Genomic DNA, 14,665 nt, shown 5'->3' on the forward strand with positions numbered 1-14,665 from the left:
AATGCTGACTCTTAAAAAACTAACTCCGTATGATCATGAACACCGTGACTTAATCATGCCTGGTGCATATTTCCTGCAAACGGAAGACGGCCTTGATTGGTACTATCATTTAACACGATTTGCGGAAGATACAATTAAAATTGCTTACGACGATGCTGGTGTCGTTCGGTTTATTGAAACAGATGCATCTAAGATCTGGCCCGCGAATTTAAGTGTGGTTGAGCTGAGTCCTGACAATGTACCAGCAGAAGCGAACAACACCGGTAATTGGTCATATAGCAATGGTAGTGTGGTTCCGCGTATTTATAGCGAAAGTGAGCTAATCATCAGAGCAGAAGCTGAGCGTGACAAGCTAATTGCTGCAGCCCGTGCAACTATGAATGAATGGCAAAATGACCTATTACTTGATGAAATCAGCGATGAAGACCGTGCATCTCTGAAGATGTGGAATGGCTATGTAAAAGCACTTAAAGCCGTCATTACTTCATCACCTGCAGAAATTGTCTGGCCAGCACCTCCTGAGCCAGTTTCAATCCGATAAAAAGCATTTAATACCTGCCTTTCACTCTAAACAGCGCCTCCGGGCGCTGTTTTTCTTTACCTCTCTAAATTACAGACTCCTTACGCTCACGCCACCTGATTACCAGGTGCTAAGGGGGGTATGTGACCGATGTAGAAAAAATGCTCGCGGTTTCGCTTCTCCTGTCTTTGCTGAGCGGCACAGGCGTATTCCTGCTGGGAGTACGCGAATACCGGATCAAACCAAACGTATTCAATTTCACCACTGAGTTGGTGCTGGCGCTGATTACCGGACTGACGGCTTATTTTTTTGCGCGACAGCAGGGACTGGACGAAATCGTGATTTACCTCGCCGTGTTGGTTGCAAGTAACAACTGGCGTGAACTTTCAACTGTGTTTAAAGAACGACTCATTGCGGCAATAAACGGCGTATTTGGGTCAAAAGGAGGCTCCGGCCAATGATTGATTTCCAGAACCTGTTTATGACAGCAATGGCGGCGGCGATGGTTATCGATCGCTGCGCATTCGCACGTAAAAAAGTGGCATTACTGGGTTGCGGTGTAGCGGTAGTGCGTGACAATGCGCTGGCCTTCCCGGTCCGCCTGAATATTGCCTGTGCCGGTAAACTCGCGGGAGCCAAAATTGAGTACTGGCTACGCGATAGCAATGATCCGACCGTCGTTATCTCCGGCAAACAGCGCACGCTGGACCTTTCGCCAAAAGGGGTGAGTGAAGAGTTTCTACTGATCGATACGCGTTATCTGGAGCCGGGTGAATGGTATCTGACAGTCCGTGTCACTCACGGTAACAGCCGTCTTAATCCCCTTTACCGTATTTTCCCGCTGCAGGATACCGTCACCAGAACTTACCAGCTGAGTAAGTCAGAGCAGGGGGAATACCATGTCGAATCCTAAGACCTATGTCCTGCTTAGCTTTGACGAGCTCAACGAAAAAGGGCTGGCGAAGCTGAAAAAGGCGATCGCCACCAGCGGCTATGAGGTGGCAAAAATCACCGCCGCCGGCGCAGCCCGTAAAAAGGATGGTGTACCCACTAAAACCTTCAGCCTCGCCGGCATGGATGAGCAGGTCATGACCGTGCAGGTCAACGACAGCGGCGACATTTCCGGCCTGAAGCTGAACGGCAAAAACGTGCCATTTACCCACGTCACCACGATCCCCGATCTCGGACGCCAGCTGGCCGCGCTGTTTAAGAAAGGCTCGACGGCATTTCAGAAGGCGCTGGCGCGCAAGATGGCACGCGTCGCCGCCAGCAAAGACGACTCACCGCAGCCAAAACGCGGCGTGAAATCGTCAGTTCAGCTGCTGGCCGAAGTGCGCCAGCAGCGTGACGCCTATAAAGCAGGTATCGCAGACACCCAGGCGAAGGCTGACCAGCTGACGCGGGATGCCGATGCGGTACAGAAAAACGCGGACAGCTTACAGACCGAGCTTAATCAGGAGCAGGCGATCACCCGCCAGCTGAAAGAGCAGATCGCCCAACTGGAAGAGGCAGCATGATGAATGAGATTTTAAGCAACCGTATGGTGCTGGACCTCCAGAACCGCACACCGGGCGCAGTGCTGGCGCAGGCGGTTTATGACGGCCTGATGACCGGCAGCAGCGCGGATATGATGCTGGAAAGCGTCACTATCGACGATATAGATCACACCTACCTGGGAAATGAAAGTCTGGTGCCGGGTGCGATGTTTGAGGCAATCAGCACCGAGCGCATGCGTCTGGCGCAGACCATGCGCGCCTTTGTGAAAGCGTTAAACCGTGGCCTGAACGGGACCAATATCAGCGCCGGTACTGACGATGCAGGCGCTGATACTACCGGGCAAAAAACTGTGGGCGGCGCGGTGATTGGTAAAGTTCGCCGTGTGGCCAGCATACCGGTTATGAGTGCGCTGATTCCATTATCAGACGGGCAGAGCGTGTCGCTGGTGTTCCACTCTCCGACCGCTGACAACGGTAAGATCCGTAATCAGGATACGCTGGTGGCGTTTCAGTTCCTGATCAACAAGCGCGACGTGACACACATTGTGGCCCCGATTGGCGGACGGGATATGTCGCTGCAGCAGGTCACGCAGGCGCTTTCCAACCTGATCGAGAAGAACAGCGGCAAGTTCACAAAGCAGAAGGATGCACAGACGAAGTTACGCGCCGAAGTGGAGACCACACAGGCCGAAACGGACAAGCTGGCAGATCAGCAGTCTGCACTGCTGGAAGTGGTGGATACACAGACCGCACGCGTGCAGATGCAGCAGGATAATGAGCAGACGCTGCGCGGCAAAGTCGCAGCCCAGCGCCAGATCAATGCCGACCTTACCGGCCAGCTGGCGGCGCTGCAGCAGGCGAAAGCGAGTGAGTCTGAAAGCACGGACACTTTCAGCGATCGCACTATCCAGGTTAAAGCGCACCTGAACATGGACGGACAGGCGACGCTGAGCAACGGCGCGACGGTCCGCTATCACAGCTATGACCAGGACGGAGAGCTTAAAGGTAAGGTGATCATCACCGAAGCGGATGGGACCACGTTTGAAATGCCGTCCAAATCCAGCCAGGGCGCGGAAATAGGTAAAGCCGCCACAAAACTGCTGAAGGCCTACCGCACCGGCGCGGCGGATAAATACCGTGTCAGTGCTGAGCCAGTTTTGACGCAGGAGCCACAACCTGAACCGGCGCCGCAACCAGAGCCACAGCCAGAACCACAGCCACAGCCAGAGCCAGAACCACAACCTGTCGCACCCGCAGCCGTCTGGCGCTATGCGATGGTAAACCGGCCAGTTGGTATCGGCGCGGTACCGCCAGAATATGCCTTCGTTGCAGACCAGCCAGCAGAAGGCCAGCCATACAGCGGCGTTGCGCGTAACGGCATCATTTCCTACGACCGTCCACTTACTGACAAAGAGATTGCTGACTTTGAGCTGAAGCTGATCCCGACGCATGCGGATCTCGATGCGCTGGCCATAACCGTGGCCGACAAGATGAGCGATTACGCCGCGCAGTATCTGGAAATGTCCGCAGAAGACCCGGACACCTACGCAAAACAGGTGCGCATGGTTGCCCGTAAAAACCGTACTGGCGTTGCCTACCCCGAAGGCGAAGACCTGACCTACTTCAATCAGGCCATTGACGCCAGATTGCAGATCCTTGCAGCAGATGAGCCAAAGCAGGAAGAGACAGACGTGACTGACGATCGTGAAAGCACTGACCCATTCTGGATAGCGGCGAAGCGCCTGGGCGATCTTGTAGGCTGGGCGTCTGACCTGGTAAATGCCTGGGCCGAAGCGCTGGGTTATGGCAGTGAGCAGATGAAGCAGGCGGCGGACTATGTGGAGGTTAATCAAAGCCCTGATTATCTGAAGGCTGTAGAAGCCGCGATGATCACCGGCAAGCGTATTCCGCTGGTGGAGGAACTAAGCACCTCTGAGCCAGAGCCAGCCCCGCAGCCAGAGCCACAACCAGAACCGCAGCCTGAGCCAGTGCCGGAAGCAGACACCCAGGCGCAGAAGGCGATTGATTACCTTCAGGGGCTGACTTCGCTCGATACCGACGATATGGACGTGATCCGTGCTGGCCGTAACCAGGTCCGTGAGGCCATTACCGCACTGACGGCCGCGGGTGTATTCGATGAAAACGAATCGCTGGTCAATGACGCCGTGGAGCACCTTAGCGATCTGCTGGTGGCCGTGCAGCGTAACGGGGTGGCCGCATGACCTTAACCGCACTGCAAAAGCTGGATTTAGCCGACCAGCTGGACGAGCTGATTATCAAAGCCCCGACCGTTAAGGGACTGGACCTTCTGGATCTCAATGACCAGATGGAGGCGATCATGCTCCAGCTGGGTTATGGCGTTGCGCCAGCACCCGCCACCAGCGAACCGGCACCCGCGACGGTCACTGAGCCACAGCCGGAACCCGTGAAGGAAGATCAGCCCGTTCCCGAAGTTGTTACTGACTTTCTGGCCGGTAAGTTCATCAGCCAGGCGCAACTGGATTTTGTTGAGACGCTGCGCCGTGTCGGTGACTACATCGGCGTTTATCTGGAGCTCGACGACGCGAGACAACAGACCGCCAGCTGGATAGCCGCCAGCGGCCTCGCTGCTTAAACATCAACCCCGTTTCGGCGGGGTTTTTTATTCCTGGGAACAAAATGCTTAACGAGAAATTACGAAATCTGCTGAGCGACGCTGGCAGCATATTTGCCCTGATCGGGCTGGTGGGCTCAATGCGTAAAGCACAGACCACAACGGGGCGATCGTCATATGTCGTTACCGGCAAAGGGCAGGAGGTAAAGACGGCGTTTAAGGTGGTGGATGCGCGCCACCTGATTATTTCTAACAACCTCGACGGCACAATAAACCCGCTTTTCCCGGCTGAGTTGCAGCCACGCGACCGCACGCGCCTGACCAGTAAAGTGCAGGTATCTAAAATCGCAGGCAACCTCAGACCGGCAAAGCTGACTGATTCAGGCATGAGCAGCCACGGCGCGCCAATCGTGGGCGCAGATAACGTGGTTGAGTCGGGTAACGGGCGCTCGATGGGGATCACCCGCGCCTATGAGCAGGGGCAGGCCGACGAGTACCGCCAGTATCTGATTGAGCACGCAAAAGATTACGGCCTTAAAGCTTCGGATATCGCGCAGATGGATATGCCGGTACTGGTGCGTGAGCGCATTACCGACGTTGACTGTGCGCAGTTTGCGAAAGACTCCAACCTCTCCGATTTGCAGGAAATGGCGGCGAGTGAGAAGGCCTTTGTCGATGCCGAAATGCTCGATGAGCGTCTGATGGCCATCTTCAATCCGTCCGACGACGGCAACCTACTGGCACGCTCAAACGACGGCTTTATCCGGGCATTCATGAAAGAGATTGGCGACACAGCGACCGCAGGCCTGCTGACCGAAGACGGGCGCCCGACGAAGCAGCTGATTGACCGCATGCAGAATGCGATCTTTGCCCGTGCCTACAAAGACGAACGGCTGGTTAAGCTGGTATCCGAAGAGCCGGACCCGGAAATGCGCAACATTCTGACAGCGCTCAACACAGCGGCAAGCGAGTTTGCACAGATGCAGATGTTATCCGGAGACGTTCACCGGCAGGCCGTCAACGGCCTGGTGGATGGAGTGCAGTCGGTTGATGGTCTCGATCAGCAGGCAATCGCTGCGTTGCAGGATGCTATCAAACTGGTTCGCCAGGCTAAAGATAGCGGGCAGGCCATACAGGAAGTACTGGCGCAGCAGGGATTATTTGAAGAATCCAGCAAAGAGGCCGAAGCGCTGGCGCTGTTTATTGTGGCAAACAACCGCAGCGCAAAACGTATCGGGGCCGCGTTTAAAAAGATGGCGCAGAAGATCAACGACGAGTTGTTACACCAGCAGCAGGCGTTGGGGGATATGTTCGGCGGCGGTGAGCTGACGCTGAATGACGTGCTGACGGCGGTATCAGGAGAAATTGAGGAGGAATTTGGTGAAGGTAAGGGGTTAAGCTTTGCCATTTTCGAGTCTGTCAGCGCGCAGGCAACGAGCTAATTTTACTGGTTCATAATATGCGTCAGCTCAGACTTGAGCTGACGGTTTTCACTGGCTGCACATCATTAAATCTGATCGTCTGCTTTGAGCGAAAAGCGGACTTAGTCACGGTCAAGGTTATTTTTTTCGTAATAGAAAAGCTGCGACTGCTGTCATAATGCCTATCAACGGCATCGTGCCAGCACCTGCTAAAAAGTTACGCTGATCTATCCGATTATCTGTACGAATGTGAGAAAGACGCGTGAGTGCGTTTTTTTTCGTAGTAGCACTAACCTCTTCAAATTGCTTTATATAGCCTTGGCTAATTAAATTAAAAGCCTGATTTTCTTCCGAATTTTCTAACGCAACTATCTGTTTACCTTTTTGATAGAAATGGTAGTCAGGCATCCGGTCGTCCTTACAATGAAAGTTGATGAGGTGCTTAAGCTCTCAGGTTTAGCTATCTACACAGAAACCCGTTTTTTTCTACGCAGGTCAACACAAAAATTTTTTTATTCGTAATGTCCGCTTCTGGCACAAAGCGGACATGAATCATGTATAAACGCTGTAAGAGAGAAGTTGATATTAACAATCTTTCCTACCCCTTATGAGGTAATTACTAACATCAGTATTGGCTAATTACTGGGTAACAGGTTAGACCTTATTGCTATTCAACCTAAATATTCTCTTTCTTACGCCTGCTATAAAGTTAATGAATAGTTGACCGATAATGATGATTAAGATGCTTTTAATCTGCATTATTTGTGTTCTTATAATAATTAATTCAGCAGGATGTAAAAATGAGTAATATTCTTAACAATATTAATCTTACCGCTAAGTTTGCAATTCTGGGCTTGTTTTGCCTTGTTCTTTTTTCAGTTCCTACCGTGCTTTTTGTGTCAGAAGGTAATAAATATATTCAGGACAAGCAGAAAGAAGTCACAGGAGTGCCTGCTGAAAACAAAATCCTTGCCCTCTTGAATCTGATACAGCGCCATCGCGCTGAAACAGCCCTCGCTATTGCGCAAAAAAATCCTGCCACCTCATCGCGTCTAAGTGTTAGAGATGACATTGTTACTATCACCGATGCCATCAAGAAAGAGATGGCGCAGACAGAAGGCAGTGCGGGTTTAATCGATAAAATTAATGGGGTGCGTGCACAGTGGGACGCGCTGCAGCAGGACATTGATGCTTCGAAACTGGATCAAACGGCCAGCCTTGACGCACATGCGCAACTCATCCGCAAACTTCTTAACACAAACCGCGACGTGCTGGATTTTTACGGTCTGTCGCTTGATTCAGATATCAGTACGTACCGCCTGATTACCAGCAATTTCTCATCATTGCCTGAGCTTACCGAAAGTCTGGGTAAAATTCGTGCGTTCGGGACTTCACTGCTTGCAAGGAAAGAAGCCGTTAGTGAGGCTGACTCTGTCCGTATGGAATCATTAATCAGCACGGGTGCCTATAATCTGGATATGTTTGCTCAGGACTCAGAGAAGCTTTTTTCGTCTGATACAGGGCTGAAGCAGAAATTCAGTGCCGATGCCGACGGGGCCGTACAGGAAGCCCAAAATGCCCTGAAAACTGCAGGTGAGTTATTTATTAGCCGCAGTATGACGAATCAGAGTCCTCAGGACTATGCCGCACTTTTTACCAGCGCGATTAACAGATTCAGCACCTACGCGATTGCGGGCGGTAATGAACTGAATGACATGCTGAACCAGCAGATTACGGACCACCGGCATGCACAGTATGGTTTGCTGAGCGTTCTTCTCTTTATGGTCCTGCTTTCTGTCGTTTTCGCATTGATTATTATCCGTTCTGTAACACGACCTATCGGTGCCGCGTCCAAGCTTGCGCTTGAAGTGGCAGAAGGCGATCTGACCGCATCTTTTTCCGTGACAGGACGCAATGAAACAGCCGGTCTGCTTAAGGCATTACTGCAGATGAGTCAGCGCCTGACGGTGACGGTAGAAAAACATTAAAAAGTAATGCTGTCACCATTGCCACCTCATCTGAGGAGATTGCCCGCGGTAACGGCGATCTTTCTGCGAGGACGGAAGAACAGGCTGCATCGCTGGCTGAAACAGCCGCCAGTATGGAACAACTCTCTTCGATCATCGGCAACAATGCTGAAAACACCCGCCATGCTGCAGAAATGGCCAGCTCGGCTACCAGCGCGGCATTGCGTGGCGGTCAGGCAATGGAATCAGTGCTGGGTTCCATGGAGAAAATCAGCAGCAGTGCAGGGCAGATTAAGGAAATCATTTCTGTCATTGATGGGATTGCGTTTCAGACGAATATTCTCGCGTTAAACGCGGCTGTTGAAGCTGCCCGGGCCGGTGAGCACGGTAAGGGCTTTGCGGTTGTTGCGGCGGAAGTCAGATCGCTGGCACAGCGCTCGGCTGGCGCGGCGAAAGAAATTAAAGGACTGATCGAACAGTCTGTGGAGAATGCTGAGCAGGGCATTTCGATGGCCCGGGATGCAGGTGAAAAAGTGAAGGAGAGTATGGATGCGATTGAACAGACAGCACAGCTGGTGAGAGAGATTTCATCTTCTTCAGAAGAGCAGAGTGCAGGCGTATCGCAGATAAATATTGCCGTTACTCAGATGGATCAGGTCACACAGCAGAATGCCGTGCTCGTTGAAGAGTCAGCATCGTCTGCTGATGAACTTGCAAGTCGAGCCGCTAATCTGAGGGACGCTGTTAGCGTGTTCCGCACAAACGCTGGTTAAAATTTCCGTTAACTACTTCTTTTATATGTCTGTAAACGGCGTGCTGCCAGGCGCATTTCTGAGGTCTGTCATCTCAGTAACAGTATCTCTTAAGCCATCCTACGGGATGGCTTAATTCCTTCCTTACGTTCCGTAGATCTTTTTTGAATTCTGCTGTCAAAATACAGGTCACTTTAAGCCGCTTCAGGCATTCCTTTAACAATAAAAAATTCATCCCGACAAACAATTTTATCAATAAATCAATGCACTAACCCTTCAGGGTTTTTTATTTTATCGGAAATAGCGAATTTCGCCGCTGTCACAAGGAAGCCTAACGTGAACGGGTCGTCCGCTATGAGCGAAAAGTAGAAGTTCAAAACGCGAGAATTTTTACTTATAACCAAAGTACTACTCACATCATGATGTGTTAGCCTTGAAGTAATAGAACTATTCAAATCGGGAGGAGTTATGCACGGGCCAAGTCCATACTGTAGACATCCAATGGAGGGTTTTCCTCAGGTTTGTTTCATTAAAAATACGATAACAAATCCCAACATTATTGTTGGTGATTTTACCTACTACGATGATCCCGAGGACTCAGAAAACTTCGAACGGAATGTTCTTTATCATTTCCCTTTTGTAGGCGACAAATTAATCATCGGTAACTTTTGCGCTATCGCAAAAGGTGTTCAATTCATAATGAATGGAGCAAATCATAAGCTTTCTGGATTCTCTACTTTTCCGTTTTATATCTTCGGAAATGGATGGGAAAAAGCCATGCCACAAGCTGGTGATTTGCCATACAAAGGTGACACGGTGATCGGTAGCGATGTATGGATCGGGTATGATGCATTGATTATGCCAGGAGTGACTATCGGCAACGGTGCAATTATCTCTTCACGCTCGGTCGTTACTTCTGATGTACCGGCATATGCGGTTGTGGGAGGAAATCCTGCTAAAGTTATCAAAAAACGTTTTACAGATGAAACCATAGCGGCACTGGAAAAGCTGGCATGGTGGAATTGGCCAGTGGAAAAGATTACTCAAAATATTACGGCAATAGTGTCCAATGATATTGATGTATTGCTCAATGAGGGCTGATTTCCCAAGGCTGCTGAAGACTTATCTTGGTATGTAGCATGAGAGCAATTTCTGGTCTTAGTACCAACGTGCTGACGTAGAGGTAAAGTCCGCTTCTGGCACAGAGCGGACTATAGGTGCTTAATGCCCGCTATGAGCTAATACAATGGCCACACCATGCGGCGTTTCTTCCCAGCGCAAATTACAAACTCCATACAGTCCGTCTCTTCATCAACACTGAGAGCGGAATCATTATGGATCAATCTTCGAACCGTAAAGCCTTTGGCGACATGCTGGCCTTTTCCGAAGGCACCAGTACCCACCCATTAACCCGCACGAATGGCTATGACGTCATTGTGACAGGGCTGGGCGAAAAGCAGGGCGAAGTCTTTACCGACTTCAGCGATCACCCGTTTACACATCGCCGCGCAAAAGAGCTTAACAGCAATGGCCTGGCATCCACGGCAGCGGGCCGTTATCAGCAGCTTTACCGCTACTGGCCTGCCTACAAAAAACAGTTGAACCTGCCTGATTTTAGTCCTGCCTCACAAGAGCGCTTACTCGATCAGCTGCTTAAAGAGCAGGGTGCTTATGCTGATGTACTGGCCGGACGTATCCGCACGGCAATTGGTAAAACCAACGATATCTGGGCCTCACTGACCGGATCGCCGTATGGTCAGAAAACGCATGCCATTGAGACGCTACTCAATGCCTACCAGAAAGCCGGAGGTGTAATTACCGACTAACAGCCGCGCCAGCCTTCAGGGATCGCATAATCAACTTTTGAGTAGTCGCCGCTTAACGAGTCAACATAGCGGCGGCTTTTAGGGCTTCGATCACCAGTAGACTTAGTTTTAAAGCTGGACTTCAGCGCCTGATACGCTTCATGCAGTATTCCGCCTTTGCGCTGAAATTCTTCTGCGCGCCGTTCGCTCTGTGCTGCTGACGATGCGGCTGCCAATTGCTTCTGTGTATTCTGGTAAAAACCAAACTTTTTAGCAGGTGCTGACGTCTCAGGCTTGTCTTTAGTCATTTCCAGCGTGTCAGAATTTGATGGTTCCCCATTTAGTTTTTTTCTTTTACTGGAGTGATCTCTTACTTCTTGTTGGTCACTTTGACCAGGGGTGGCTTGTTCATTTTGACTAGGGGTAGCGTGGATAAAATTGTTTTTAAAGAATGCTTTAGCAACTATCTTCCTGACAATGGTTTGACGCCCTGAAGGCTCCAGATTGGCCTCTTTCAGCGCTTCCAGACTTGCACAAACAAACGACAGCGCTTTGCTGGTGAATGTGTATTTACTGGGCTTGCTGACGCTATGATTTTTAACGTCTCGCTGTTCTTCATAGCTGAGGATACCCAGCTTGACGGCTAAGCGATAAGCGCGCTGAACGGTAGAGATACTGCACCCTGCATCTTCAGCCAGATTTCTGAGTGACTTAACGATGATGAAGTCAGACGTTGAACCAGCCAGGTTGCAGGCAAATTTTAAAACGCGTGTGAGTGATTTTGGTAGTGGGGAAAGTTCAATTATATGAGTGAGATTGAAGCCTGAAATTCGGATAGATCTGTGTTCGTTATTTGAGCGATGTGCGGGAAATGTGTTGCCGGGATCGGCGCTATTAGATACTATAGGCACGTCTTTTGTTCCTAATTGTTCGGCACAGAGACACGTCTCAGTTCCTTTTTAGGTCGGGAACTAAGGCACGTTGTCATCCACGAGACACAAGGTGCAATGCCTGCGTCACAGTGGTTTAAATGGCAACTTCCTGTCAAAGAAGCTGTTCGGCACAACGCCGGTGTGGTCCGCAAAACCACGCAAAGTTGTTGAAAATCGTCTGCGCTAACAGGCGATTTTTTTTCGTCCTCTCATTCAGTCGCTAAACTGAATTTGAGCGCGGATGATAAACGCGATCCGAAAAAGGATCAACACTCAGTTTTTTCCTAATTTTTAGTTTTGACTAAAACGTGCCCCAGTTTTCAGGGCACGGTTTTCTTCTTGCCTTATTATTTTGGGTTAATCCATAGCAGTGGTGTTGAGACCACAGCTGGCGGGCGCGTTTGTGGTAATGTGTGCTGGTGGGCTGATCCGATTGGCAGTGTTGCCGTCGCATTTGTGCCGATTGATTCCAGCATTGCAGCGACAATCTGCGCATCTTCAGGCGTATCCATACGGCATAATGCCGCCTGCTGGGCTTTACTTAAAAACAGCGGCATGTTAGCCAGCGCATCCTTCATAATCCGGCGTCGCGCCTTTGCCACGGTGCCTGCACTCTCAATCATCAGCTGCGCGCTGCGCAGACGTTCCTCCAGCTCCAGACGCTTGCCGTGCTCGATGTGGAGCGCCGATTCCAGCAGCGAAGAATCCGCAGATTCCAGCATGGCCGTCTGGCTACGCAGGGTTTCAAAGTGCTGGATAATGTCAGCCGCCTGATTTTCTGAATACCCCTTTTCCATTAGCCCCGCGTGAATGGCGTCGGCGCGTTCATTGGCCGATTCCAGCAGCAGTGCAGGGTGATCCTGGCTGATATAGTTCGGATTGGTCACGTAGTCGAAGCCGTGAAAGCTGGTCACTTTTGAAATGGCGTTATCGTCGCCGCCAGTCGCCCAAGACCAGCCACCAGCGCGGGAACGGTTCATGCCGTCAACGATGTTGCCAGGCTCGGTGTCCAGAATCTCCTGAACGTGAGTCACGATGCCGTTATCATCCACGCTGGCCTCCAGCGTACGGTTTGATGGTACGTTTTCCAGCGTGACCGGCTTACCGTCAATCATGACGACTGCAAATTCCGGCAGGTTTAGCCGTCCGGTCTTCGCGTAATAGGCGGCGCGACGTCCGTGGCCGTAATAGCCGAACATTTCTCCCAGCTGAATGCGCTCCTGAGTTTCGGAGCTGGCGAACGTTTCGCGCACCGATCGCAGCAGGTAATTGCGGTCATTCTGTGGAGTAAAGCGGCGGATTTTATCAATCAGGGAAAAACGATCCGTTACCGTGCGGAGTGCTTCCATAACTTCCTCTTAATTACTATGGGATGCCCCGTAAAGCGGCGGCAGTGCTGGCGGTTGCCTGCACGAAAGGATGGTAGAAAGGTTGTAATTTATGGGGTTAGTGATTCTTTAATAATGGCTGGATCTATTGACCAGTGGATAATTTCACATAAGACATATTGAATTTATCAGCACGGTGGCTATAGTGTGCGCGCCGCTGAAGAGATCCAGCGGCCAGGCTTGGAACCCTGAAAAAGCATGAGAACTGGCACATTGTGCCTTCGGCGCTACCACGTCCGGATTACTCCGGGCGTATCTATGGTGGCGTTGGTGGGGCTACCTTCGGGTAGGCCGGTTTTCTTGTGCACCGGTAGTTCCAACCCTGTCAACGTCACCACCCGGAGATTGGAACCTCCTGTAGTGACGCTTCTTTTCGCACAAGGAGCATTTCATGCCTGACATCCCCGACACGCCACCCCCGGCGACACTACTGTTTGAGCGTGCTATGACCGCTATCAGCCAGACTGAAAGCGTCATCTGCCGTCGTGCCAAATGGGGTAATACACCCGTTCACGTTTTTACTCAGAATGACGCTGACAGCCAGAAGACATTTATCGTCATGGGTGAAACGGGCGTGCTATTTTTCTATGATCCTACGCCTGAAGATATTCTATCGTCAGACTGGCAGGTCATTTCGCTGCTACACTGAATCGGCAATTTGTCATAGTGTCGCAAATTAGAGCTGATTCAGGTTTCAGCGGTTAATTCAGTTTAAATTACTCCGCTTGCCAGATCGTCTCTTTCGGGCGTATATATGTCAGTACCAGGCTGAATATATAGTAGTGTCTGCCCGCAATTTAAGATTAATAATAAGAATCAATATCACTATCCTTTTCCTGTATAATCAGGATCATCCTTGCTTAAGGAATTAACATGTTAAAAGCAAAGAAATACTACGTGTCTTTTCATTATGAAAGCGGCACGCTGCTGCACCGGGAAGGCTGTAACTTACTCCCGAAATCGCCTGAAAGCCGGACTTTTATCGGCACCCTCTATACGTCGCAGCAGGCAATGACAGTAGCGGTGGTACATCATCGTAATACTGAACACTGCCCGGTATGTCTCAAGAAACAGAACCCCGAACAGGCTGATGCCCGTAAAGAGCAGTTCGCAAGCCTCAGCCAGAAACGGCGCACCGTAAATACAAAGAGACCTGTGTCTAAAGCAAAACCGGAGGTAGTGATAGCGACACAGAAATGCCAGTCCGATGGGGGGGCAAAAGTTATGCCAGCAGCAGCCGTAATGAAGAGCGCAATGGCTCAGCCGCAGCACGGCCCGCAGCAGGTTGTGAGAATTAAAAAAGGTGTTGAAGCTGTTGCTGTGCAGCACTTTGTTTACAGTTGGCCTGATTAGCTGCATCTGATACCACAAAAACAGTCTCCTGATAACTGGCTGTCTGTTACCGCATGAAGGCTTACCTGCGTGCGGTTTTTTTCCTGCAATTAATACGTTAACAAGTATTCATGTAATAACGCTTATTAATAATCAGCGTGATTTACTAAGCCAGTAATAGTCATTTTAATTATCCGGGCAAAATTACCTCTTGTTTTGTCCATGGAAATTAGATAACACCGGGAAGTACAACTTTGTAAGGCTTAACTCTATATGGTTTTTTTGGTCTGGCATTATTCTCAAAAATTATGCTAAATTGGCTATATATTTATGAAGTGAAAATTTAAATTCAGTCACTTACATGTTGCTGAATGGTGAGGTTTTAAACAACGCGATTAATAATTAGTGCAGGGTAAATCTATAGTCCGTTAAAAAATGTTTTTAAAAGTAAAACTAAAA

The 14,665-nt window shown here is 50.2% G+C and carries 15 protein-coding genes and 1 pseudogene; 13 read left to right on the forward strand and 3 right to left on the reverse strand.

The window, feature by feature from the left end; genetic code table 11:
• The first annotated feature begins 1 nt into the window (after position 1).
• The 7 genes from EE896_RS22065 to EE896_RS22095 all read left to right on the forward strand — a co-directional run bounded on the left by EE896_RS22065 (position 2) and on the right by EE896_RS22095 (position 6,051).
• Positions 2-541, forward strand: coding sequence for a tail fiber assembly protein (locus tag EE896_RS22065; RefSeq protein ID WP_140916519.1), 540 nt, complete (start codon positions 2-4; stop codon positions 539-541).
• Between the two features lie 122 nt (positions 542-663).
• A complete protein-coding gene (locus tag EE896_RS22070) occupies positions 664-981 on the forward strand; it encodes a hypothetical protein (RefSeq protein ID WP_052250668.1) in 318 nt (105 codons plus the stop codon).
• On the forward strand, positions 978-1,433 hold the full coding sequence (locus EE896_RS22075) for a lysis protein (RefSeq protein ID WP_140916518.1): 456 nt from the start codon (positions 978-980) through the stop codon (positions 1,431-1,433). The genes EE896_RS22070 and EE896_RS22075 overlap by 4 nt, the downstream gene beginning before the upstream one ends.
• Complete coding sequence (locus EE896_RS22080) at positions 1,420-2,037, forward strand: defense against restriction DarA-related protein (RefSeq protein WP_140916517.1); 618 nt, start codon at positions 1,420-1,422, stop codon at positions 2,035-2,037. The genes EE896_RS22075 and EE896_RS22080 overlap by 14 nt, the downstream gene beginning before the upstream one ends.
• Positions 2,034-4,238: an antirestriction phage head protein DarA gene (gene darA, locus EE896_RS22085; RefSeq protein ID WP_140916516.1), complete on the forward strand. Its 2,205-nt coding sequence runs from the start codon at positions 2,034-2,036 to the stop codon at positions 4,236-4,238. The genes EE896_RS22080 and darA overlap by 4 nt, the downstream gene beginning before the upstream one ends.
• A complete protein-coding gene (locus EE896_RS22090; protein WP_140916515.1) occupies positions 4,235-4,630 on the forward strand; it encodes a ddrA in 396 nt (131 codons plus the stop codon). The genes darA and EE896_RS22090 overlap by 4 nt, the downstream gene beginning before the upstream one ends.
• Before the next feature lie 44 nt (positions 4,631-4,674).
• Entirely contained in the window at positions 4,675-6,051 is a 1,377-nt protein-coding gene (locus tag EE896_RS22095; protein WP_140916514.1) for a hypothetical protein, read from the forward strand.
• 117 nt (positions 6,052-6,168) lie between these two features.
• Here EE896_RS22095 and EE896_RS22100 read toward each other — a convergent pair whose 3' ends face one another.
• Positions 6,169-6,438, reverse strand: coding sequence for a hypothetical protein (locus EE896_RS22100; RefSeq protein ID WP_140916513.1), 270 nt, complete (start codon positions 6,436-6,438; stop codon positions 6,169-6,171).
• 392 nt (positions 6,439-6,830) lie between these two features.
• Here EE896_RS22100 and EE896_RS22105 point away from each other — a divergent pair.
• The 3 genes and pseudogenes from EE896_RS22105 to EE896_RS22115 all read left to right on the forward strand — a co-directional run bounded on the left by EE896_RS22105 (position 6,831) and on the right by EE896_RS22115 (position 10,575).
• Positions 6,831-8,770 (forward strand): annotated as a pseudogene (locus EE896_RS22105) (methyl-accepting chemotaxis protein).
• 447 nt (positions 8,771-9,217) lie between these two features.
• Positions 9,218-9,850 (forward strand): Vat family streptogramin A O-acetyltransferase, encoded by a 633-nt coding sequence (locus EE896_RS22110; protein WP_140916584.1) that lies wholly within the window; start codon positions 9,218-9,220, stop codon positions 9,848-9,850.
• A gap of 233 nt (positions 9,851-10,083) precedes the next feature.
• Positions 10,084-10,575, forward strand: a complete 492-nt coding sequence (locus EE896_RS22115) for a glycoside hydrolase family 24 protein (RefSeq protein ID WP_140916583.1) — start codon at positions 10,084-10,086, stop codon at positions 10,573-10,575.
• Here EE896_RS22115 and EE896_RS22120 read toward each other — a convergent pair.
• Together EE896_RS22120 and EE896_RS22125 are read right to left on the reverse strand one after the other, a co-directional pair.
• Complete coding sequence (locus EE896_RS22120; protein WP_140916582.1) at positions 10,572-11,465, reverse strand: hypothetical protein; 894 nt, start codon at positions 11,463-11,465, stop codon at positions 10,572-10,574. The genes EE896_RS22115 and EE896_RS22120 overlap by 4 nt on opposite strands.
• A gap of 368 nt (positions 11,466-11,833) precedes the next feature.
• Positions 11,834-12,835 (reverse strand): head processing protein, encoded by a 1,002-nt coding sequence (locus EE896_RS22125; protein ID WP_140916581.1) that lies wholly within the window; start codon positions 12,833-12,835, stop codon positions 11,834-11,836.
• Positions 12,836-13,132: 297 nt separating this feature from the next.
• Here EE896_RS22125 and EE896_RS22925 point away from each other — a divergent pair, with 297 nt between their 5' ends.
• From EE896_RS22925 to EE896_RS22140, 3 genes are all read left to right on the forward strand, one after another.
• Positions 13,133-13,273 (forward strand): ash family protein, encoded by a 141-nt coding sequence (locus EE896_RS22925; protein ID WP_158601488.1) that lies wholly within the window; start codon positions 13,133-13,135, stop codon positions 13,271-13,273.
• A complete protein-coding gene (locus EE896_RS22135; RefSeq protein ID WP_140916580.1) occupies positions 13,266-13,523 on the forward strand; it encodes a Thoeris anti-defense Tad2 family protein in 258 nt (85 codons plus the stop codon). The genes EE896_RS22925 and EE896_RS22135 overlap by 8 nt, the downstream gene beginning before the upstream one ends.
• A 224-nt stretch (positions 13,524-13,747) precedes the next feature.
• On the forward strand, positions 13,748-14,227 hold the full coding sequence (locus EE896_RS22140) for a hypothetical protein (protein WP_140916579.1): 480 nt from the start codon (positions 13,748-13,750) through the stop codon (positions 14,225-14,227).
• Positions 14,228-14,665 lie beyond the last annotated feature (438 nt).

The organism is Pantoea eucalypti (assembly GCF_009646115.1).
Lineage (GTDB): Bacteria > Pseudomonadota > Gammaproteobacteria > Enterobacterales > Enterobacteriaceae > Pantoea > Pantoea eucalypti.

What these genes read in the sequence shown, in the direction of transcription:
- EE896_RS22080 (WP_140916517.1), top strand. Translation starts at nt 1,420, where the DNA reads ATGTCGAATCCTAAGACCTATGTCCTGCTTAGCTTTGACGAGCTCAAC.
- EE896_RS22065 (WP_140916519.1), top strand. Translation starts at nt 2, where the DNA reads ATGCTGACTCTTAAAAAACTAACTCCGTATGATCATGAACACCGTGAC.
- EE896_RS22100 (WP_140916513.1), bottom strand. Translation starts at nt 6,438, where the DNA reads ATGCCTGACTACCATTTCTATCAAAAAGGTAAACAGATAGTTGCGTTA.
- EE896_RS22075 (WP_140916518.1), top strand. Translation starts at nt 978, where the DNA reads ATGATTGATTTCCAGAACCTGTTTATGACAGCAATGGCGGCGGCGATG.
- EE896_RS22135 (WP_140916580.1), top strand. Translation starts at nt 13,266, where the DNA reads ATGCCTGACATCCCCGACACGCCACCCCCGGCGACACTACTGTTTGAG.
- EE896_RS22925 (WP_158601488.1), top strand. Translation starts at nt 13,133, where the DNA reads ATGGTGGCGTTGGTGGGGCTACCTTCGGGTAGGCCGGTTTTCTTGTGC.
- EE896_RS22125 (WP_140916581.1), bottom strand. Translation starts at nt 12,835, where the DNA reads ATGGAAGCACTCCGCACGGTAACGGATCGTTTTTCCCTGATTGATAAA.
- EE896_RS22140 (WP_140916579.1), top strand. Translation starts at nt 13,748, where the DNA reads ATGTTAAAAGCAAAGAAATACTACGTGTCTTTTCATTATGAAAGCGGC.
- EE896_RS22115 (WP_140916583.1), top strand. Translation starts at nt 10,084, where the DNA reads ATGGATCAATCTTCGAACCGTAAAGCCTTTGGCGACATGCTGGCCTTT.
- darA (WP_140916516.1), top strand. Translation starts at nt 2,034, where the DNA reads ATGATGAATGAGATTTTAAGCAACCGTATGGTGCTGGACCTCCAGAAC.
- EE896_RS22095 (WP_140916514.1), top strand. Translation starts at nt 4,675, where the DNA reads ATGCTTAACGAGAAATTACGAAATCTGCTGAGCGACGCTGGCAGCATA.
- EE896_RS22090 (WP_140916515.1), top strand. Translation starts at nt 4,235, where the DNA reads ATGACCTTAACCGCACTGCAAAAGCTGGATTTAGCCGACCAGCTGGAC.
- EE896_RS22110 (WP_140916584.1), top strand. Translation starts at nt 9,218, where the DNA reads ATGCACGGGCCAAGTCCATACTGTAGACATCCAATGGAGGGTTTTCCT.